The 19,329-nt window shown below is 37.4% G+C and carries 18 protein-coding genes; 13 read left to right on the forward strand and 5 right to left on the reverse strand.

Annotation, left to right across the window (positions count from 1 at the left end):
- Nucleotides 1-37: 37 nt before the first annotated feature.
- The 7 genes from cdaA (at nt 38) to ABMA79_RS11250 (ending at nt 6,476) form a co-directional block, all read left to right on the forward strand.
- On the forward strand, nt 38-841 hold the full coding sequence (cdaA, locus tag ABMA79_RS11220) for a diadenylate cyclase CdaA (protein ID WP_392860431.1): 804 nt from the start codon (nt 38-40) through the stop codon (nt 839-841).
- A gap of 1 nt (nt 842) precedes the next feature.
- On the forward strand, nt 843-1,775 hold the full coding sequence (locus tag ABMA79_RS11225; protein ID WP_392860432.1) for a YbbR-like domain-containing protein: 933 nt from the start codon (nt 843-845) through the stop codon (nt 1,773-1,775).
- On the forward strand, nt 1,775-3,139 hold the full coding sequence (gene glmM, locus ABMA79_RS11230) for a phosphoglucosamine mutase (RefSeq protein ID WP_393092607.1): 1,365 nt from the start codon (nt 1,775-1,777) through the stop codon (nt 3,137-3,139). Before ABMA79_RS11225 ends, glmM begins: the two co-directional genes overlap by 1 nt.
- On the forward strand, nt 3,139-3,903 hold the full coding sequence (locus ABMA79_RS11235; RefSeq protein WP_392860436.1) for a pyridoxine 5'-phosphate synthase: 765 nt from the start codon (nt 3,139-3,141) through the stop codon (nt 3,901-3,903). The genes glmM and ABMA79_RS11235 overlap by 1 nt, the downstream gene beginning before the upstream one ends.
- 80 nt (nt 3,904-3,983) lie before the next feature.
- Entirely contained in the window at nt 3,984-4,439 is a 456-nt protein-coding gene (locus ABMA79_RS11240) for a tRNA (adenosine(37)-N6)-threonylcarbamoyltransferase complex ATPase subunit type 1 TsaE (RefSeq protein ID WP_392860437.1), read from the forward strand.
- 338 nt (nt 4,440-4,777) lie between these two features.
- Nucleotides 4,778-5,338 (forward strand): Rrf2 family transcriptional regulator, encoded by a 561-nt coding sequence (locus tag ABMA79_RS11245; RefSeq protein WP_392860438.1) that lies wholly within the window; start codon nt 4,778-4,780, stop codon nt 5,336-5,338.
- A complete protein-coding gene (locus tag ABMA79_RS11250) occupies nt 5,322-6,476 on the forward strand; it encodes a cysteine desulfurase family protein (RefSeq protein WP_392860439.1) in 1,155 nt (384 codons plus the stop codon). Before ABMA79_RS11245 ends, ABMA79_RS11250 begins: the two co-directional genes overlap by 17 nt.
- A 331-nt stretch (nt 6,477-6,807) precedes the next feature.
- On the opposite strand, the gene ABMA79_RS11255 is transcribed toward ABMA79_RS11250, so the two are convergent.
- The 3 genes from ABMA79_RS11255 to ABMA79_RS11265 all read right to left on the reverse strand — a co-directional run bounded on the left by ABMA79_RS11255 (nt 6,808) and on the right by ABMA79_RS11265 (nt 9,315).
- Nucleotides 6,808-7,278 (reverse strand): ankyrin repeat domain-containing protein, encoded by a 471-nt coding sequence (locus tag ABMA79_RS11255; protein WP_393092610.1) that lies wholly within the window; start codon nt 7,276-7,278, stop codon nt 6,808-6,810.
- Complete coding sequence (locus ABMA79_RS11260) at nt 7,279-8,616, reverse strand: D-alanyl-D-alanine carboxypeptidase (RefSeq protein WP_393092612.1); 1,338 nt, start codon at nt 8,614-8,616, stop codon at nt 7,279-7,281.
- A 63-nt stretch (nt 8,617-8,679) separates the two neighbouring features.
- A complete protein-coding gene (locus ABMA79_RS11265) occupies nt 8,680-9,315 on the reverse strand; it encodes a MarC family protein (protein WP_392860445.1) in 636 nt (211 codons plus the stop codon).
- Between the two features lie 368 nt (nt 9,316-9,683).
- Between ABMA79_RS11265 and ABMA79_RS11270 the strand changes: the two genes are divergently transcribed.
- A complete protein-coding gene (locus ABMA79_RS11270) occupies nt 9,684-11,267 on the forward strand; it encodes a hypothetical protein (protein WP_393092614.1) in 1,584 nt (527 codons plus the stop codon).
- Between the two features lie 207 nt (nt 11,268-11,474).
- The gene (locus ABMA79_RS11275; protein WP_393092616.1) at nt 11,475-12,428 is read left to right on the forward strand and encodes a hypothetical protein; all 954 of its coding nucleotides are present in this window, start codon (nt 11,475-11,477) and stop codon (nt 12,426-12,428) included.
- Between the two features lie 225 nt (nt 12,429-12,653).
- Here the strand turns inward: ABMA79_RS11275 and ABMA79_RS11280 are convergent, their stop codons facing one another.
- Nucleotides 12,654-13,343 (reverse strand): hypothetical protein, encoded by a 690-nt coding sequence (locus ABMA79_RS11280; protein WP_393092618.1) that lies wholly within the window; start codon nt 13,341-13,343, stop codon nt 12,654-12,656.
- Nucleotides 13,344-13,602: 259 nt separating this feature from the next.
- On the opposite strand from ABMA79_RS11280, the gene fusA reads away from it, so the two are divergent.
- Nucleotides 13,603-15,768 carry an elongation factor G gene (gene fusA, locus ABMA79_RS11285; protein WP_392860452.1) on the forward strand — a complete coding sequence of 722 codons (2,166 nt, stop codon included), beginning with the start codon at nt 13,603-13,605 and terminating at the stop codon, nt 15,766-15,768.
- A gap of 58 nt (nt 15,769-15,826) precedes the next feature.
- Here fusA and ABMA79_RS11290 read toward each other — a convergent pair whose 3' ends face one another.
- Complete coding sequence (locus tag ABMA79_RS11290) at nt 15,827-16,918, reverse strand: hypothetical protein (protein WP_393092621.1); 1,092 nt, start codon at nt 16,916-16,918, stop codon at nt 15,827-15,829.
- A gap of 155 nt (nt 16,919-17,073) precedes the next feature.
- Here ABMA79_RS11290 and ABMA79_RS11295 point away from each other — a divergent pair, with 155 nt between their 5' ends.
- The 3 genes from ABMA79_RS11295 to ABMA79_RS11305 all read left to right on the forward strand — a co-directional run bounded on the left by ABMA79_RS11295 (nt 17,074) and on the right by ABMA79_RS11305 (nt 19,325).
- Nucleotides 17,074-17,691: a hypothetical protein gene (locus ABMA79_RS11295; protein ID WP_393092624.1), complete on the forward strand. Its 618-nt coding sequence runs from the start codon at nt 17,074-17,076 to the stop codon at nt 17,689-17,691.
- A gap of 133 nt (nt 17,692-17,824) precedes the next feature.
- Nucleotides 17,825-18,340, forward strand: coding sequence for a hypothetical protein (locus tag ABMA79_RS11300; protein WP_392860457.1), 516 nt, complete (start codon nt 17,825-17,827; stop codon nt 18,338-18,340).
- A gap of 85 nt (nt 18,341-18,425) precedes the next feature.
- Nucleotides 18,426-19,325: a LysR family transcriptional regulator gene (locus tag ABMA79_RS11305; protein WP_392860459.1), complete on the forward strand. Its 900-nt coding sequence runs from the start codon at nt 18,426-18,428 to the stop codon at nt 19,323-19,325.
- Nucleotides 19,326-19,329 lie beyond the last annotated feature (4 nt).

Below are 19,329 nucleotides of genomic sequence, written 5' to 3' on the forward strand. Positions count from 1 at the left end.
ACTCCAAACATTTTAAATATTTAGCAATTTATATATTATGACATTATTTTCAACGCTACTAAAGCAATTAAGCATTAAAGATTTTTTCGACATGGGCATTGTCGCTCTTATGATCTATCAGGTTCTTAAGATCGTAAAAGGGACGAGGGCCATTCAAGTTCTACTTGGTATGGTTTTTCTCGCTGTTCTTTATACACTGGGGATTAAGTATAATCTCTATACGGTAAATTGGATTCTTGAGCACTTCTTTGATTATATCTTCATTATCTTCATTGTTATCTTTCAAGATCAGCTAAGAGCTGCTCTTGCAACTGTTGGGACCGGAAAAAAGATGTTTAACTTCTTTGATCGTTCTCCAGTAAATTATGACATCGAAGAAGTCATAAAGAGTGTAACGGCCCTTTCAAAAGAGAGAACGGGTGCACTTATTGTAATTGAAAGAAAAAATGGCCTACAAAATTATATTGATACTGGAACAATTATCGATGCGACCATTCACTCCGATCTTATCTACTCGATCTTTCAAACAATCTCACCACTTCACGATGGCGCAATTATTTTGAGAGATGGAAAGATCTTAGCTGCCGGTTGTTTCTTGCCACTTTCTAAGAATATTGAAATTGACCGCCACTTTGGGACGCGCCACCGTGCTGCCCTTGGGGTTTCTGAAGTATCTGACGCTATCGTTATCATCGTTAGTGAAGAGACTGGTAAGATTAAATTATGTATCAATGGCCAATTCTTCTATTCTCACAATGAAAATGAGCTGCGCATGATGCTTAAGAAGGCGTGGGCAGGAAAGAGACTTGATCTACAATCTCAAATCGTAGGGCAGGCATAAGATGTTAAAGAAAATTAAAAATAATAACTTATTTGAATTAATTCAAAATCAACTACTAACTCTACTAAGTATTATCTTGGCCATTTTCTTATGGTTCTATGTTGTAAACTCTGAGCCAATTACAACGGAGAGAATATACAACTTAGATGTTCTTCCTGCGACAAGCATGGATGTTACCTCGGTTTCGGCAAAAGAGATTCACGTGACTTTAAAAGGGGCCCGTGCATTCCTAAAAGACTTTCATGGTGATGATCACTTAAAACTACAAGTTGACTTAAAGAAGATGAAAGTTAATCGCTCGACAAAACAAGTGAAGTACTCAATTAGTGAGACTGACCTAATTGTTCCATTTGGTGTTGAGGTCGTGGATATTAAGCCAAAGCACTTAACGATAAAGTTAGATAAGTTAATTTATAAAAATGTTCCGATTAAGGTTAATTATATGAATAACCTTCCAAAGGAACTCAAGCTTATTTCTTCTTCAATTAATCGCTCTAAGATTAAAATTGAGGGGGCCCGTGACATCATGAGAACTGTTGGGCAGGTTAAGACTCGTCTTATTGACCTATCAGAATTATCTGGTCAAGGAGAGGTTCCAATTCAGCTTGAAGATCTTCCTGAGTTTCTTCGCTACGGTGAAAGTGATACACTTAACTTCAAGTATGATATTAGACCGCAAAAGGCTAATTTAACCTTAAAGAATATCCCAATCTTATTTATTGCGCCAAATATAAAGTTTCGCTCTCGAATTAGAAAAGTCTCTTTAGATGTACTAACGACAGGCCGAGATGATATAAAGGCGAGTGAAGTTAAGGTCTATGCAGAGATTCCTTCTGATATGGGAAGAAGTGCTGATATTCGTCTAAGGGCAGAGCTCCCTGAAGACGTTCATTTATTAAAGATACACCCAGAAATAATTAAAGTGAGTAGATAATGACAGAAAGAAAATTATTTGGAACAGATGGAATTAGAGGTAAGGCAAATATTTATCCTATGGTTCCAGAAATCGCGACGGCCCTTGGCCGTGCCGTTACATTTTACTTCCAAAAGAAGAATAAGAATAAGAAAACACCACTGATCATCGTTGGTAAAGACACTAGACTTAGTTGTTATATGATTGAACAAGCATTCTCAGCAGGTGTTCTTTCACAAGGTGGCCGCGTGATCTTTACAGGCCCTCTACCTACACCAGGTGTTGCTTTTGTAACAACTTCAATGCGTGCAGATGCAGGGGTTATGATCTCTGCTTCACATAATGATTACGATGATAATGGAATTAAATTATTTGATGCTCATGGGTTTAAGCTACCTGATGAAGTTGAATTAGAGCTTGAGGAACTAGTTCTTAATCCTAAGCTGATCCCACCTAAGGTTGGGGCCGAAATTGGACGCGCAAAGAGACTTGAAGGTGTTGAAGGACGCTACGTTGTTCACGTTAAGTCTGCAATTGATGAGGAGTGCGACCTAACAGGTATGCGTGTTGTTGTTGATTGTGCAAATGGTGCTAGTTATAAAGTAGCTCCTCTTGTAATGAGTGAACTAGGTGCAGAAGTATTTCCACTGGGAGTAAATCCTAATGGTCAAAATATTAATTTAAATTGTGGAAGCTTACACCCAACACTTGCAAGCCAAGAAGTTGTAAAGCTTCGTGCAGATATGGGATTTTGTCTTGATGGAGATGCTGATCGTATTCAAGTCATCGATAAAGATGGTGGTCTCATTAAAGGCGACAAGCTTATTGGTATCTTCGCTAAACTTTTACTTGAGCAAGGTAAGCTTAAAAAAGGTGACACTGTTGTTGGGACAATTATGTCAAACCTTGGCCTTGAAAATTACTTGAAAAAACTTGGCCTTAAGTTTCACCGTACAGCAGTAGGTGATCGCTATATTATGGAATATATGAGAAGTGAGAATGCCCTTCTTGGTGGAGAACCTTCTGGTCATATTATCTTCCTAGAGCATGCCACAACAGGGGATGGAACTCTAGCGGCCCTTAAGTCAATTGAGGCGACTTACTTCTTTAAGAAGTCGATTAATGAGTTATCTAAAGAAGTTGAACTATACCCACAAGTTTTAAAGAATGTTTCTGTTTCTCAGAAGAAGAAGGTTGAAGAGATGCCTACTTTTGCAGCAGAGCTTAAGGCCTGTGAAGAAGAATTAGGTGAAGAAGGACGCGTGATTTTCCGATACTCAGGAACTGAGCCTCTAGCACGTGTTATGGTTGAAGGACGTTGTGAAGACAAAATCAATGCTGTTTGTGATCGTCTTGTAAGCGCTCTTAAAAAGGAAATTGCATAATGACTGATAAAATGATTCCAAGACTTGGTGTTAATATTGACCACGTAGCAACTCTTAGACAACAAAGAGATGAAGGCTACCCAAGTGTTGCAAATGCCGCCCAAGATGTTTTAATGGCCGGTGCTGATCAAATTACAATTCACTTACGTGAAGATAGAAGACATATTCAAGACACTGACTTAACAAGTGTTATGGCCGTAACAAAGCGTTTTGAGAAACCACTCAATCTTGAAATCGGCTGTGCTAAAGAGATTGTTGAAATTGCAGCAGACTTTAAACCTGATTGGATTTGTCTTGTTCCTGAAAAGAGGGAAGAGAAGACAACTGAGGGTGGCCTAGATCTATCTTCTGCGAATTATGACAAAGTTTCTCAAACAATGTCATACCTTAGAGAGCATTCTCCAAAAACAAAGATTTCACTCTTTGTTGAAGCTTCGACTGAGGTGATGAAGAAGGCCATCGAACTTAAGGCCGATGCTGTTGAGATCCATACTGGTGCTTATGCTATCGACTTTCTTAAAGAAGGTGATCTTAATCCACACCTAAATAGCTATGTCGATTGTTTCAAGTCTCTTGAAGGTTCTGGTGTTGCATTTCATGCGGGCCATGGCCTAACAATGGAGAGTGTTAGACCTCTTTTAGAGCAAGGTTTATTTGCTGAATACAATATTGGACACTGGATTGTGTCTCAGGCCGTATTTAGTGGAATCTCAAATGTTACTAAGGATATGTTAAATTTATTTAGAAACCATCCAGTTAAGTAAGGTATGGTTTGCCTTTGATTGCGTATTGATCTTTATCGTGGAAAATAAATATCTAAGCAATTAATTCTAAGGAGCACCTGTTGTTTGACTATCAAGATGTTAGGCATTGGAAAAAAGTTTACCAAAGTGATATTTCAAATATTATTGTCGAGTTAAAAGAATCATTAAGTGAGCCATCAGTTGTTATTCTAGATGGCCCTGTTGGTGCTGGTAAGACGACATTCACTAATGTCTTCCTTGGTGAAGACAAGTCAGGTTCTCCAACATATTCCCTTATCAACGACTGTGGCGATATTGTCCATGCTGACTTTTACCGTCTTGATTCAGCTGAAGAAATTATCCATCTCGAGTTAGCAATGTACCTAGATGAGAAAAAATACTTTCTTGTTGAATGGGGTAAGGATTACATCAGAGATATTTACCGCGAGCTATCTGATGATTTCAATTATTTTCAATTAAGCATTGAAACCAACGACAAAAAAGAAGATGAAGAGAGTGCCTCTCGAAACTATTTTTTAAAGAAAATTATTTTTTAACATCTTCTAACAAGTGGGCAGAAATAACCGATTAAGTCTGTTTGGCATATCTTGTCATCCTCTTCTAAATATTTTCTAACATACAGATATTATTGACTTTTTGTCGTGTTCCATGAGCTGTAGTAAAGAAAAAATATTTTTTTATAATAATTGATTAAATCAAGTTGACTTTAAGACTTGTGGGCTGACATAATATTTAGGAGAAAGATTTTAACGGAATAAATCTTTCACTTGAAAGGATAGCACGGAATGCGAGTCCTTAATTAGCACACAATTTAATTGCTTAAAGTTTTAAAACTATTTTTTTATTTAACATTTGGATTTATGGAGGAAGACCAATGAGACTCACTTCGAAAGGACGCTACGCAGTTAGAGCAATGCTTGACCTAACTACTCACAGCAACGGAAACCCTGTAAGACTTCAGGAAATTTCAGAAAGACAAAACATTTCACTTCACTACCTTGAGCAACTTTTCAGAAAGCTAAGAAATGGCCAAGCTGTTAAGTCTGTAAGAGGACCAGGTGGTGGTTATGTTCTTGCTCGTTCAATGGAAGAAATCACAATTAAAGACGTTCTTGAATGTGTTGGAGAGAATATCAATCCAGCAAAAGACATTCTTGGAACAGAAGCAGAGCAAGCAAGCACTGTTGAATTCCACCTGTCTAAGAACTACTTTCAAAACCTTGGTTTCATTATGAGCGAATACCTAACGACAACTTCTTTAGGTGACCTTGTTAGAAAATCAGGTGAGGTTGAGTCAGAAGTTAGAGGTGAAGAAACTTCTAATGAGCAAACTACTCAAACTGTAGAAGCTGCTACTCAGAACACTTCAACTGAAAGTGCATTTAGCGAGTACGCTTCAGGAATTAGATCAGGTTTAGGTGAAATTAATCAATAATTATCTCTACTTAGATTATAATGCTACGGCCCCCTTAGTTAAACCAGTCCAAGACTGGCTTTGCGAGGGGGCCGTCTACTTTGGTAATCCAGCTTCGATTCACCAGGTGGGAAAAAAATCAAAATCTCTAATCAATCAAACCATTAAAAAGATTCAAGATACTTTCAATGCGACTAAGTATGATGTCTTCTTTCACTCAGGTGCTACAGAGGCCATTAATAGTGTTGTAAAAGGCTTCTGCTTCAATGCTCTAAAAGCTAAAAGTAGTTTTCATGTCTTCTGCTTTGATGTCGATCACTCGAGCATGGTTAATCAGAAAGAGCATGTTGAGCTTCTTGGTGGTACCTTTCACGTGTTAAAAACACATAGTGGTGATTTTGATACACAAGAAGTCATTCAAGCTTTAAACAAGTGTGAAGGTGAGAAACTCATTAACTTCACTTATGTGAATAATGAGAATGGTGTCGTGTGGGATCTTGATGAGGTTTTAAAAGTCAAAGAAGAAACTGGCGCTTGTGTTCATGTTGATTGCGTACAAGTTGTTGGAAAGATCAAGGACTGGGATCAGCTAACTCTTGGCCTTGACTACTATACTTTCTCTGGTCACAAATTTGGCGCACTAAAAGGTGTCGGCTTTACTCTTGTTTCAAAAGAGGCGAGTTGGACTCCATTAATTCGTGGTGGTGGCCAACAAAAGGCAATGCGCTCAGGAACTGAGAATGCCTTTAGTGTTTATACAATTAATCTTGCACTCGACTACAATCTTTCACATTCAAATATTGAAAGAACTCAAGGAGTAAAAGATGAGATTGAAAAATGGTTAGTTGAAAACTTTGGATCAAATATAACTTTAATTGGTGCTAAGGCAAAAAAAAGAAATGCCACAACAATTTTCTTCAGTGTACATAATAAGAATATCAACACTGTTATGATGGCATTAGATATGGCCGGAATTTGTGCTTCTAGTGGCTCAGCTTGTGCGTCTGGTATTATCAAGCCTTCACGTATTGCAAAGGCCTACGACCTAAGTGATGAGGCCGCTACTAACGTTATTCGATTCTCTCTTTCTCCATTCTCGCAAGAAGCTGAGACAATCATTTCAAAATTAAATCCTGTTCTCTCTAAATTCTTATCATAAGTACTCACAAGATATACGAACGATGCGGAGCGGTGTGCATTTTGAACCCTTTCTGCGATTTGCCAAACGAGTTCATTTTGACCTCAGTGACCTTTTTGCTCCAGTATTAAGTTGTTGATATTATTAGGATGGGTGTTGGTTTGGTGAGTAGAAAACTTGGCACGCTCATTGCTTTATTAATAGTATCAATGGTTGGACGGCCTTGGTTCTTTAATAAGAGTCCCAATATCACTTCTACCGGCCATGCTGAAAAACAGGAATCTGTTTTTTTCTCTTGTTCTAAAATCCTATCTTTTCTTCTTAAAGTAAAAACCAAGGCCCAATTTTCTTTTTAGTTCACACCAGCATCACTTAAGATTTTTATACACTCAGCGCTACCATTTCTTCTTGCATAATCCATTGCGCTTTTTCCATGCGTATCTTTTAGTTTAAGATCGGCACCTGCTTTAATTAGAGCTTTTAAAACGTTTGGATTGCAATTTAAGCTCTTGTCCATGGCCATGGTGAATTGTCTATTGTTAAAGATGAGATTAGGATTTGCACCACTATTTAAAGCTTGGATTATTAAGTCCTCACGTTCGTCGGCCATTGCTCCTAGGAGCTTATGGTTGGCCTCATCTTTTTTAGAGATTACTTTTGAAGGCCTTTTTAATGCCGCTTGCTTTTTTACAACTGAAGATTCAATTGCAGTAATAGGAGTTGGTTCTTGAAACTTTTCTTGAACGGACTTTGTACTTTCGTTAGAAATATAAGTGGCAAGTCCAATAAGTAAGATGACGATTGGGATTACTGTCTTATTCATTTAGATTTCTTCTACCGTGCCTTCTAGTGGGATGAAAGGTCTTGGTTTCATATAATTCTTTATTTTCTTTGCGCCACCAAATTCCTCAATCATAAACTCTGTCATAAGGTCTTGAACAATCTTAGCATTATATTGATCTCGTCCATTTGCTTTGAATACATGATGAAAGTGACCAAAGAAGACTGGGCCTTGTTGTGTTGAAATTTTACCTGCTAATGACTTTGTGTTCATGAGGGTTCCTGTCTTCGCAAAAATGGAACCAAGGTTTCTTTGTGAATTTAGTCTCTTTGAAAGTGTTCCAATATCAACACCTGCAATAGGAAGAATATGTTCAATTGAATTACCTGTCTGGTGTAAGCTGTTTTCAAGTGCGATATATGAACTTAAGACAATAGCACAGGTGGCGTAGTTATCAACTCTTTTGCCGTCAATTTTAGAATCAAGCCCTGAGCCCGTATATAGTTTTATATTTGCTTCATTTTCACTAAAACCAATTCTCTTTTGATAGTAGTCGTTTCCAAGTTTTTCTTCGACTAGGTTTTGTAAGAACCAACTAGAGTATTTCTGTGCACCATAGCTCTTATAAGTAATATCTGATAGCCAATTATGTGAGACAGAGTTTTGAAACTTTAAATAAGTAAGCAGGCCTGGAGACTTAATTAAGTAAGTTGATTTAATTTCCTTAAGAGGATTTGATTCAGCAAAGACAACCTTATTTACTTTCATCTGATAAGCTGAAGCCTTTAACGGAAGGCCCAATTCCTTAAGCCTGTCTTCTCCCGTTTTTTGTAAGAACTCTTTTAGTCTTATTTGAATTTTCTTATTACGACTCAGGTTAAAGTACTCTTGCAGTTGCTCAATATTATATTCTTTTGAATACCAGGCTTCACTCATACTCATATATGGCCTTAGGGCGATAGCAAAAATAGGAGTGTTGTCATCAAAGCTAATGGTATTGAGTTTTGTGATTCCATTTGCATTCAGTGCTGCAATTAAATAAAAGATTTTCTCTTCACTAAACATCCCATCATTTGATCCCTCTAGGTGAATGCTGTCTCCATTCGAGTAGACTCTTGTTTCATATTGAAAGTTTGGGCCTAATGTTTCGATTGCCATAAGTGAGGTAATGGGTTTACTTGTCGATGCTAGGCGGCCCTTTAAGTGTGCATTCTTGCCATAAACTTGACCTTGATAAATATAGCAGAAGCCGTGCTTATTTGGGTCTAAGTTAAATTCTTTTGAAAGGGATAACCACTTCGCTTCAATTGCTTGATGGTTAGTCGCATGAGCAAGGGAGAGTGTGATAAATATAGTAAGTAAGCTCTTAATTATAAACATGAAGCTTAATTCTAAAGAATATAAAATCTTCGGTCAAGAAAGGCGTATGCAGTGAGTTATGCTCTAAAGCTTGGCCTTTAGAATTGGTAGGATCGAAGCAAGTCCATTTGTTATCATCTCTACTGACATTGCTAGGAGGAAAAGTCCCATAACTCGTGTTGTGACATTAACTCCCAATTGGCCAACTTTCTCACTAATACGATTTGCATTAATAAGAGCGATATAGATACAAAGTACAGCTAAGAAAATGATTGGAATACTTAGGGCCCAGTCAATTGGTGAGGACAGGTTTTGTGCGTAAATAATTGTCGTGGAAATAGCTCCAGGTCCAGCAAGTAGAGGAATAGCGAGTGGTACAATTCCAACCTCTCTAATAGAGTCATCATCCATCTCTTCCTGAGTCAGTTTAGATTCAACATCCTTGGCATTGATCATGGAAGTTGCCATTGAGAAAATCAGAATTCCTCCACCGACTGTGAAGGCACCAATTGAAATCCCAAAAAAGCCCAAGATTTTTTTTCCAAGAAAAAGGGAGATAATTAAAGTTACAAATACTGCAATTGAGCAGACTCGTACCATGCTTCTTCTCTGAGTTTTTGAAAGGTTCTTTGTAAGCCCCATAAACATTGGAAGTGCCCCAATTGGGTTTACGACTGATAATAATGCAACAAAGAAAGAGACCATGATACTAAATTCCATGAATTCATTATGACGAGTTTCAGTGATTATTCAAGTTAGTTTTTTGTTAGCGTCATCTGCAGCATCGTGTGGCAAAAGTGCCCCAACGGGCAGTTTTGACTCACTGATGTATGTGACTCAAGAATCAAAGAGCGTAGCTCGCGTGATTCGGTTACCAACCCAAAAGAAACGTTAATAACTCTCTTTAGCTAAAGTATAGAATTGTGTCTCAACCATCTAATAGTACATAAACGATGAAAATAAATAATGTTTCCTAAACATCTCGAAATGAAAAAAATTTATATTTTCTTCAAGAGTTTTTATTTTAGTTCGATAAAGAAATAACATGTTCATCTGTAGAGGTATCTATTAAATATCTAAATTTTATTTTGTCTGTCCTTCTTTTAACTTCATGTGTTTCTCAAGTCGATTTTGATTTTGATGATGATGTATCTCCCTCTTCAGGTGATGGAGTTGGAAAGGTTATTACAACATCAGATTTCTCATTCTTAATGATTAACGATACTGGATCTGGCAATGAAGTTTATCTAAGCTACGGCCTAGCAGCTGACACGGTTCAAGTCCCTAATGCTAGCTTTGCCTATTCAAAGATGACTAATCCAGACACGCAGGCAGCTGACTCAGTAGGAAATCACTACACATTTTCTAATGGAATGATTGTAGCAGGTTTTAATGATCCTAATTACGACATCATTCTAATTGATAAGAATAATAACTTTAATGTTCTGGCAACAATTCCAGGTTTTGGTGATGCCCAGTCAGACCCTATTTTTGTGAATCGAGTTGGAAATCAGCTCTTTTTTATCATCAAGTCTGCTGCCACAACTTATGATCTTTGGGTGACTGATACGACAGTTGCTGGAACTAAGATGCTAAAAACTGTTTCAAATACCTACTATGGCACTGCAAGTATCAGGGACCTAAATGTGCTCTTTAATGACAAGATGTATTTTAAAGGTGGCGACGCTGTCAATGGGCCTGAGTTATGGGTTACAGATGGAACAGTTAGTGGAACAAAAATGGTTGATGATTATATTGCTGGAGCTTCTGGACTTGATCCTCGTAGGTTTAGCGTTGCTAATAATAATCTCTATATCTTTTCACAAACAAATCAGACAATTTATCAAATGGGGGCAGATGAAGTTATTTCAGAAGTTACATCTCTTCCGCCTTCAATGACTTCAGCAAACTTTAGTGAAAATCAGGTCGTTTCTAATGATTCCTATTTCTGCTTTAAGCTGTCTGTTTCTATAACTAAGTATCTCACTTGCATCAATACAGATACTCAAGTTGCAGAGTCTAGGCTTTATACGAGATCGGCTGACTTTCTAGGTGAGGATGGGGGAAAAATCTACTTTGCTGATGTTGTTGATGTAGACCCTACTGCAGCGATTGACTATACGGCCTATATTTATGAAACGACTGGAGCGATATCATCACAGGCACCGACCCAAATTCATGAAATGACTGTTCCTGTTGAGATACTTAGAACGAGTCAAATAAATTATGATAATAGTAACGGGGCAATAAGTTATCTTAAATATGATCACACTGATGATGGTGATAAACATATGTTTGTAAAAATCAAGGACTCAGTGGTTACAGAAATTGATAATATAATCTATCCATTTAGTACTGATCCAACTATTACTCAAATAAATCTCTATACGTCTTATAGTGCGTACCGTTCGACGACACCAGGAACCTTTGTCTATTTAATTAATGATGGTGCAATGATGTTAACAGTGATGCAGTCTGATGGAACGCTAGCAGGTACACAAGTTCTCACACAGGTAGATTTGGCCGATATCATGGCCGATATTTCAGGTGGGAATGCAGCACAGGGATATGCTCGATATATCGTTGGCCTACTTGATGGGATGTCAGTTGTGCGTCCTTATGACTTTAGTGTGGATCAATACTTTAATCCGAATACTAGTGGGTTGAATTAGTACTTTCTATATTTTCAAAATATCAATATGAGGGCCATGTAGCCCTCATTTTTCTATCATTAGAATCATTACTATTATCTTTTGAAGAAGTTTAGTTACGCAATGTAATCTGTTAATTTCATTGTGAACTACTTTGTAAGTAAAATGTATTTATGTAAACCGCTAAGTTGCCGATAATATAGGTAGAAACTTACTTTGGGGGATCTAGTGTTTTTTGATTTTTACATAAGTTATGAAGGGAGAGTAAATCGAAGGCAGTTTATTATTGGGGTCTTTTTAGGGGGAGGGCTTTTTCTTGTTCCAACATTTCTAACACTGGTTTCATCATTAGGAAAATATTCACCACAGTTTTTACATGAGCTCTTTATGCTTTTATTTCCATTCAAGCGTGAGTTACATATGGCAAATATATATGTAATTCTAGAGCAAACTTCACGAATGAAGAAAGATCTTACACTTCTCGGTTTTGTTTACATGATAAGATACATTAGTATTTTTTTAGCTAGCATCGTTTTATCTTCCTTTTTTGTCAGAAGAGTAAGGTATTTAACTGGTCAATTCAGTCGAGTATATTACTTAGTTGTTCCTTTAGTTCTATTTGAACCATCTCTTTTTTTTCTTTTGGTCTTTGCACTTATTGTCTCGGATTCGGAACATCGATTAAAAGAGGGGACTCTGAGCTTTTTTGAGAAATACTCAGCATACGTGAAGGCTACAATTTTGTTTTTATTTCTTGGCTACCTCTTTGTTGATACAACATCTTTCTATGACTTTGAAAAGAAAGACGCTACTAGTATTTTATATAAAAATTTTCAGGATGAGAAAAGTGTAGAGTTGCTATCTCTTGTAAAGAAAGCCAATGAAGATATAACATTGCTTAAAAAAGAATTAAGATACGTAAACATGAAGTACGAAACTATTTCGGCTACCCAGCTAATGGGTCGAGATAAACGCTTAAAAGAATTGTTGAAAGCTAAACAGATATCAAACGATACACCTTCGCAAATTATGAATTTAAAGAAAGAGATCTCTATTCGTGATAAATTTATTAGGGAACTCGATAATGAGATCAGGGTATTGGACGTTTCAAATAAAGAATTGAAAGATGAGTTGTTTTTAATTAAGAGACGTGTAGAGTTGAATAAGACTCGGAATAAATAGAGAATCAAAGAGCGAAGCTCGCGTGATTCGGTTATATGAGAAAGAACCTTTACTCATTTTCACTTCGTGAAAATATCGTTTCTTTTATTCGTTTACTTTCCCATTCGTCAGCGCTTAAGCAACAAAGCCGGGCATGAACCCGGCTTGTTGAAGATATATTTCATTTCAGGCGACGTGCGCTATCGGCGCGTCCAATAGATTGCCTTTGGGCAATCAATGCCGCGCCTATTCATCAATAGCGTCCCAATCAAGATCTTTCGAGATTGTGACACCAGAGATTGTTTTTTGAACTTCTTTTTTAATGAAAGGGAAGTTGATTGCTTCAAAGTTGTATTCGCTTAATAGACCTTCTTCCATGACTTCATCAAAGGCAATTAAGATATTCTTTGGTGCAGCTTCAACAAGGTTAGTGAAATAGAAATCCTCTGGAAGCTCAGGGATATCAATCTTAGCATCTTCGTGACCTTCAAGAATTGCTTCATTCATAGCAGCTTCTGCTTGTAGGGCCATGATTTGCTTAACTGGAGACTCTTCACTTGTATCACGTACAATAAGAGAACCCTTGATATTGGCCGGGTTTAAATCTCTTGTGATATTCCAGCTGGCAATATTAAAGAAGTCTAAATAGAAAGTTGATTTTCCATATTTAATTTTTCTTGGAATTTGCAGTTGTGTAAGGAACTTACGCGTTGATTCATCTTTTGACTTACGAGCAAGCTTTTGAGCAAGTTTTGCGTCTTGGACTCGGATAATATAAGAACCGGCCTCTTTTGTTGATCTAAATAGCATATATTGGAACGCCACACTAAAGAGCGTATATAATTTATGTTGACCAAGGTGGATTCGTGACGCGTCGCTTTCGACAAGGGTTTTAACAGACTCGTATAGGTCTTGTTTACTAAGTTGAGAAGACATTCAGTTTATTCCTTTTAATTTTGTGCGAAAGATTTTTTAAGAATTAGGTCATTTTTTGTCAACACGTTTGTCAAAAATAAATACTTAAATATTCTTTATTTTAAGCTCAAAAAAGCCTTATAACTCGTTGACTTGAATGGCTTTTTTCACTAATATGCAACACTGATTATTATAACTTATGAACGATACTATATAAATTTGGTCACCCATTTTTATTTGGACTCAATTAAATATTAACAACCTCAAAACGGAGTTAAGAATGATTAACAACAAGCTGATGGCGAAAACGAGAAACATCGGTATTTCGGCGCACATCGACTCTGGTAAGACTACTCTTTCAGAGCGTATCCTTTTTTATTGTGACATGATCCACAAGATCGAAGATGTTCGTGGTGGTGGTGCTGGTGCAACTATGGACCACATGGAGCTAGAGAAGGAAAAAGGGATTACAATTACATCTGCTGCAACGACAGCACACTGGAAAGGTATTACAGGTAAAGGGACAACTTTTGCTGACGGTATTGAAAAAGATACTCGTGTAAACCTAATCGATACTCCGGGTCACGTTGACTTCACTGTTGAGGTTGAAAGATCACTACGTGTACTAGATGGTGCAATCCTAGTTCTTTGTTCAGTATCTGGTGTTCAGTCTCAGTCAATCACTGTAGACAGACAGATGAAAAGATATAACGTTCCAAGAATGGCTTTCTTAAACAAGATGGACCGTATGGGAGCAAACCCATTTAATGGACGTGACGCACTTAAAGAAAAACTAAACCACAATGCTGTTCTTATGCAAATTCCTATTGGTGCAGAAGATCAGTTCACAGGTGTTGTTGACTTAGTTACTAAGCAAGCAATGTACTTTGATGGTGATAACGGTGAAAACGTAAGAATCGAAGAATGTCCTGCTGATCTAGTAGAACAAATGGAAGAACTAAGAGCTGAAATGGTTGACGCTGTAGCTGAGTACGATGATGAAGTTATGGAAGCTTACCTAGAAGGTAATGAGCCAACTGAAGAACAACTTCACATGTGTATCAAGAAAGGTGTTCAATCTCTTCAACTTACTCCAGTTTACATGGGGTCTGCATTCAAGAACAAAGGTGTTCAAGCACTTCTTGAAGCTGTTGCAAGATACCTTCCTTCACCACTTACTTGTGCTCTACCAACTGCTGTTGATTCAGATACAGATGAAACTGTTACAATCAATCCAGATCCAGCAGAAGATCTACTTGCGATGGCATTCAAGATCACTGATGAGCAATTTGGTCAGCTGACTTATACAAGAATCTATAGAGGTACACTAAATAAAGGTGATACTGTTTATAATACAAGAACTGGTAAGAAAGTACGTATCGGACGTATGGTTCGTATGAACTCTAACGATAGAGAGAATATCGATACAGCTCACGCTGGTGATATCATTGCTATCGTAGGTATCGACTGTGCATCAGGGGATACATTCGTAGGTAACGACGATAACTTAAACCTTTCTCTTGAAGGTATCCACGTTCCAATCCCAGTTATCGAACTTTCGATTTCTTGTAAGGATAAGAACGAGCAAGCGAAGATGTCTAAAGGTCTTGCTAAATTCATTAAAGAAGACCCGACATTCCACGTTTACACTGATGAAGAATCAGGTGAAACACGTATCGCTGGTATGGGTGAGCTTCACCTTGAAATTTACGTAGAAAGATTAAAGCGTGAATTCGGTGCAGAAGTACAAGTTGGTGCTCCACAGGTTAACTACCGTGAAACAATCAGAACTGAAGCTACTTTTGACTACACTCACAAGAAGCAAACTGGTGGTTCTGGTCAATTTGGTCAGGTTGTTGGTCTACTTAAGCCACTTGCTGAAGAAGACAAGGATAAAGAAGATCAAGTATTTAAATTCAATAACGAAATTAAAGGTGGTTCGATTCCTAACGAATTCATCGGTGCCTGTGAAAAAGGTTTCCAAGACGTTATGGATAAAGGTCCTCTTGCTGCATTCCCAGTTATTAACTGTGAAGTATTCTTAAGAGACGGTAAGTCACACGACGTTGACTCTTCAGATATGGCATTCCGTATTGCTGCAAGACAAGCGATGAGACAAGCTATCAACAAAGCACAGCCAGTTCTTATGGAACCAGTTATGAAAGTTGAAGTTACAACTCCAGATGAATTCCAAGGTTCTGTAATTGGTGACCTTTCTTCAAGAAGAGGGATGATCCAAGGTTCAGAAACTGATCCAGGTGGAGAAGTTATCATCAATGCTGAAGTACCACTTTCAGAAATGTTTGGTTACTCAAATGACCTAAGATCTATGTCTCAAGGTAAAGCATCATACACGATGGAATTTGCAAGATACGTTGACTGTCCTTCAAATATTCAAGAGACAGTTATGAAAGAACGTAAAGAAAAACTTGCGAACGAAGATTAAGCCGATATTTAAAAATATTGATTTATATTCGAAGGGCCGTATTTATACGGCCCTTTTTTTATTTTGCGTGAATAACTTTTAGAACACTACTTGAAAGAGTTTTTGCATCAACCCAGATTTGGCCTTTTTCATCAACTTCCCAGGCCTGATCATATTTACGATAATCACCCCAGCTATTTCTAACGAGGTATTGGCATGAGTTGTCCTTGGCCTTTCTTTGGCCAATCACAAGGACAGAGTGGTTACTACAGCTACCATTCATGGCAGGTAGTGAGCGCTTAAAGCTCTTTTCTTTTTCTGTTAAGACTTCGGCGCAGATATCAACGATAACCGGTAGATTGTTTCCTGATTCAAGACTTGCGCTTATATTTTGGATAATATGTGGGTTTACTGCATCAACTTGAAAACGTTGTTTGAACTCTTCATCTGTTTCATTATATCCAATATCACTAGGAGAGTAGTCATGGTACTCAAGTTCTGGAAGGTTGAGTTCAATTTTATTATTCTCGCAAACCTTCTCAAAAATGGCCTGCTCTCTTAAGTAGAAGCCTTTTTTTGAAACTGCAATGGCCAAAACTTCATCGTCGACAATATTGAAAAAACCTTCTTTTACACCACGAAGTCTTAGTTCTTCTTTTAGCGTTTTTACTTTTTCTTCTAGTGACTTATTTGAATAGAACTCGTAAACGAATGGTTCCCAGAAAGTATTTGGGTCCTTAATTCCAATTGAAGTCAGAAAGTTTTGATCACAACTAAAGCCCTGCTTTAACTGCTTAAAGAGTATATTGATTTGACCTACTCCTAGTCCAGAGCGGCCAGCGCCCCTCGATATATTGGAGAGTAAGTTGACTTTACTGCCATTTGCTCGCGTCGGAGATAGCTTTGTTTGTAGTGCTGTTGTTATTGCAGATGTAATGTGTCCCTTTGCTTTTAAATCATTTTGAATCACAGCATCGATAAATTGTGAGCCTGCAAAGGCATAGCACATTTGAGAATCTTTTTGCTTTCCATACATTTGATCATGAATAGGCAAATTCTTAAATGGCGCATTCTCGCCCTGATCGAGTCGAATATCTTGGCAGTCATTCGCATATATTGTTGTGGATAGAAGTGTCAGTGTAGTGATGAATAGTTTTTGAAGTTTGATCATTTGATAAATATACAATGGATTAGTTCTATTTCTTTATTGGATGTAGAAAATTCTTTGGTGTGTATTTTTAAGACAGCTCTAACTAATTTTCAAAATTTTAAATTGAGAAGTTATTATTTGTTATTGTGAATAAAAAAACTAACGAGGATATTTATATGAAATTAGCATCAGCTCTTGTACTTCTTACTTCATTAAACACATTTGCACTTAGTGGTGAAATTAGGAATATCAAGGCCGTCAATCAATTCGATGACAATGCAAAGAGATCTCTCGTTATTGAAGGAAGTTATGCAAATGCTAAGGTTTCTCTAGGAGTTAGTAACTTTGGCGTAAGAGATGATGAATCACTAAGTATACGTGTTATCGATATCACTGGTGTCGATGGATCAATTCCTGATGATTTCTATGTTCGAGTGGCCGTTGATGCTTATAGTGCTGAACATATTGGGAATGAGAGTATTGTCTATATGTTACCTGACTTTATTACTGAGCGTGGTGAAGTGAGTGAAGAGCTTGTAACAGGTGATGAGATCACTTTAGAAGGACGTGAGCTTAATAATATCGAAATAGATAAGGGATATGGAAATCGTGTTATTCGTCTAGAGCTTGGTAAGGAGCGTTTCACGAAAGATTCTGTCTTTGGAACTTATGCTCTAAATCCAGCACAACTTGAAATGGTTGAACGTGGAGAAACTCTTCGTCTGACTCTAGAAGATACGAGGAAACTTAAGAGAACGCTTACAACTGCGACGATTGAAATTTCTAAAAAGTAAGAGCATTCTTAATCGGCCGTCTTAAAAGTGACTAGAGTTTAAACTGATTTAAAAAAATTGTTCACTTTTTAGACGGCCTAAGTCTTTGAATCCCCTTAAAAAGATTGGCACTATCATTGCATTACATATTCATGTGAAGAAACTTATAATCGCACTATTCTTGATGGCCACAAACGCTCAGGCAATGAACCTTACATATATCTATGGAGGGATTACGCCGCATATTCAAAAGCCAACTGGCCCTAATGCAAGGCCACTTTGTAATGAGCTATCAGAGGGAAGCGGAGTTATTTATAATGAATTGCACTCAGTACGATTCAACTATGCTTATGACTGGTCCACTGGACTACTTGTAGGGGAGAATTCGTACTGTGAGCCTATTTGGGGTGTCACCCAAAGTTATAATTTTTATCGTAATAAGTATGTTGAGATTAATGGTACAGCAGGCTTCTATCATTTTGATGAGAATGGTTTTGACTTCAGTGAAGGTGCGTACTTTGCCAATATTGGTGACTTCTACTTTGTTCCAATCATTGGTGCAGAAGTAAATTTTAGCCTTTACAAAGATAAGGACTTTCAAATATCTTTCATGAATCTGCTTACTCCTGTTATTACAAACCATTCCTTTGGAGTAACGTTTTTCTTCTAATTTACAATTATTTGACAGAGTTGTTATTTACAAATGTTCATTTTTGGTATAAGGTATAACTTATACTTAAGATAAGGTTAAAATTATGTTAGAAACAAGCCAATTACAAACACTCGTGGCCGTGGCCCGTGCAGAAAGCTTCTCTCGTGCAGCTGAGGACCTAAATGTAACTCAATCTGCTATCTCTCAATCAGTTAAGAATTTAGAGACTAAAATAGGTGTTAAGGCCTTTAAGAGAACTGGTAAGAAGGTTGTTCTAACTCAAGAAGGTGAGAAGCTCTATGAGCTTGCAACGAATTTTCTTAACGATATGGATGAAACTCTTGTCCAAATTAAAGATAATAAAGATGAAATGAAGGGAAAGATACGCATCGGTACTCTTACTGGTGTTGGAAAGTCATGGCTTGCTAACGAGCTTTTAACTTTTGCTGAGAATGAAAAAGACCTATCAATTCATATCTCTCTAGGCTTTCAAGAAGATTTAATTAAAAGCTTTGAAGAGAATAAAATCGACTTTCTCGTGCTTCCTGAAGGAGCGCTACCTAAGGCCGGTGAAAAGCTTCTTCTAAGTGAAGAGGCGGTAACTCTTGTTTACCCTAAGGGCAACCCTTTTAATATTACAGAACAAACTTCTTTAGATGAGCTAACTAAGATGCCTACTGTGCTTTTTGAGCAAGGTGATCGTCTTTACTACAACTGGTGTGTGGCAAAGTATGGTAAGAAACCTAAGAAAGTAAATGTTCGCTACTCAATAAACTCTCACGGAAATATGTTACAGGCCGTAAAGAGTGGACTTGGAATCGCAGTTGTTCCAAATCACGTTCTAAAGCGCTGGTACTATAGTGATGAGATCGAAACTCTAGGAAAAGCATTTGAGGTTTCTAATGACCGTTTCTACATTGTCTACCATAAGGAATCGACAGAGTTAGTGCGTATTAGAAAAACAATTGAAATGCTTACTAAAGAGGCCAATCCATTTCTTTAACTCC

The organism is Halobacteriovorax sp. HFRX-2_2 (genome assembly GCF_043196705.1).
GTDB lineage: Bacteria > Bdellovibrionota > Bacteriovoracia > Bacteriovoracales > Bacteriovoracaceae > Halobacteriovorax_A.

Coding starts and splice junctions, on each gene's coding strand:
- ABMA79_RS11290 (WP_393092621.1), bottom strand. CDS start 16,918: ATGATCAAACTTCAAAAACTATTCATCACTACACTGACACTTCTATCC.
- ABMA79_RS11235 (WP_392860436.1), top strand. CDS start 3,139: ATGACTGATAAAATGATTCCAAGACTTGGTGTTAATATTGACCACGTA.
- fusA (WP_392860452.1), top strand. CDS start 13,603: ATGATTAACAACAAGCTGATGGCGAAAACGAGAAACATCGGTATTTCG.
- ABMA79_RS11245 (WP_392860438.1), top strand. CDS start 4,778: ATGAGACTCACTTCGAAAGGACGCTACGCAGTTAGAGCAATGCTTGAC.
- ABMA79_RS11255 (WP_393092610.1), bottom strand. CDS start 7,278: ATGAATAAGACAGTAATCCCAATCGTCATCTTACTTATTGGACTTGCC.
- ABMA79_RS11280 (WP_393092618.1), bottom strand. CDS start 13,343: ATGTCTTCTCAACTTAGTAAACAAGACCTATACGAGTCTGTTAAAACC.
- ABMA79_RS11225 (WP_392860432.1), top strand. CDS start 843: ATGTTAAAGAAAATTAAAAATAATAACTTATTTGAATTAATTCAAAAT.
- ABMA79_RS11295 (WP_393092624.1), top strand. CDS start 17,074: ATGAAATTAGCATCAGCTCTTGTACTTCTTACTTCATTAAACACATTT.
- cdaA (WP_392860431.1), top strand. CDS start 38: ATGACATTATTTTCAACGCTACTAAAGCAATTAAGCATTAAAGATTTT.
- glmM (WP_393092607.1), top strand. CDS start 1,775: ATGACAGAAAGAAAATTATTTGGAACAGATGGAATTAGAGGTAAGGCA.
- ABMA79_RS11305 (WP_392860459.1), top strand. CDS start 18,426: ATGTTAGAAACAAGCCAATTACAAACACTCGTGGCCGTGGCCCGTGCA.
- ABMA79_RS11265 (WP_392860445.1), bottom strand. CDS start 9,315: ATGGAATTTAGTATCATGGTCTCTTTCTTTGTTGCATTATTATCAGTC.
- ABMA79_RS11260 (WP_393092612.1), bottom strand. CDS start 8,616: ATGTTTATAATTAAGAGCTTACTTACTATATTTATCACACTCTCCCTT.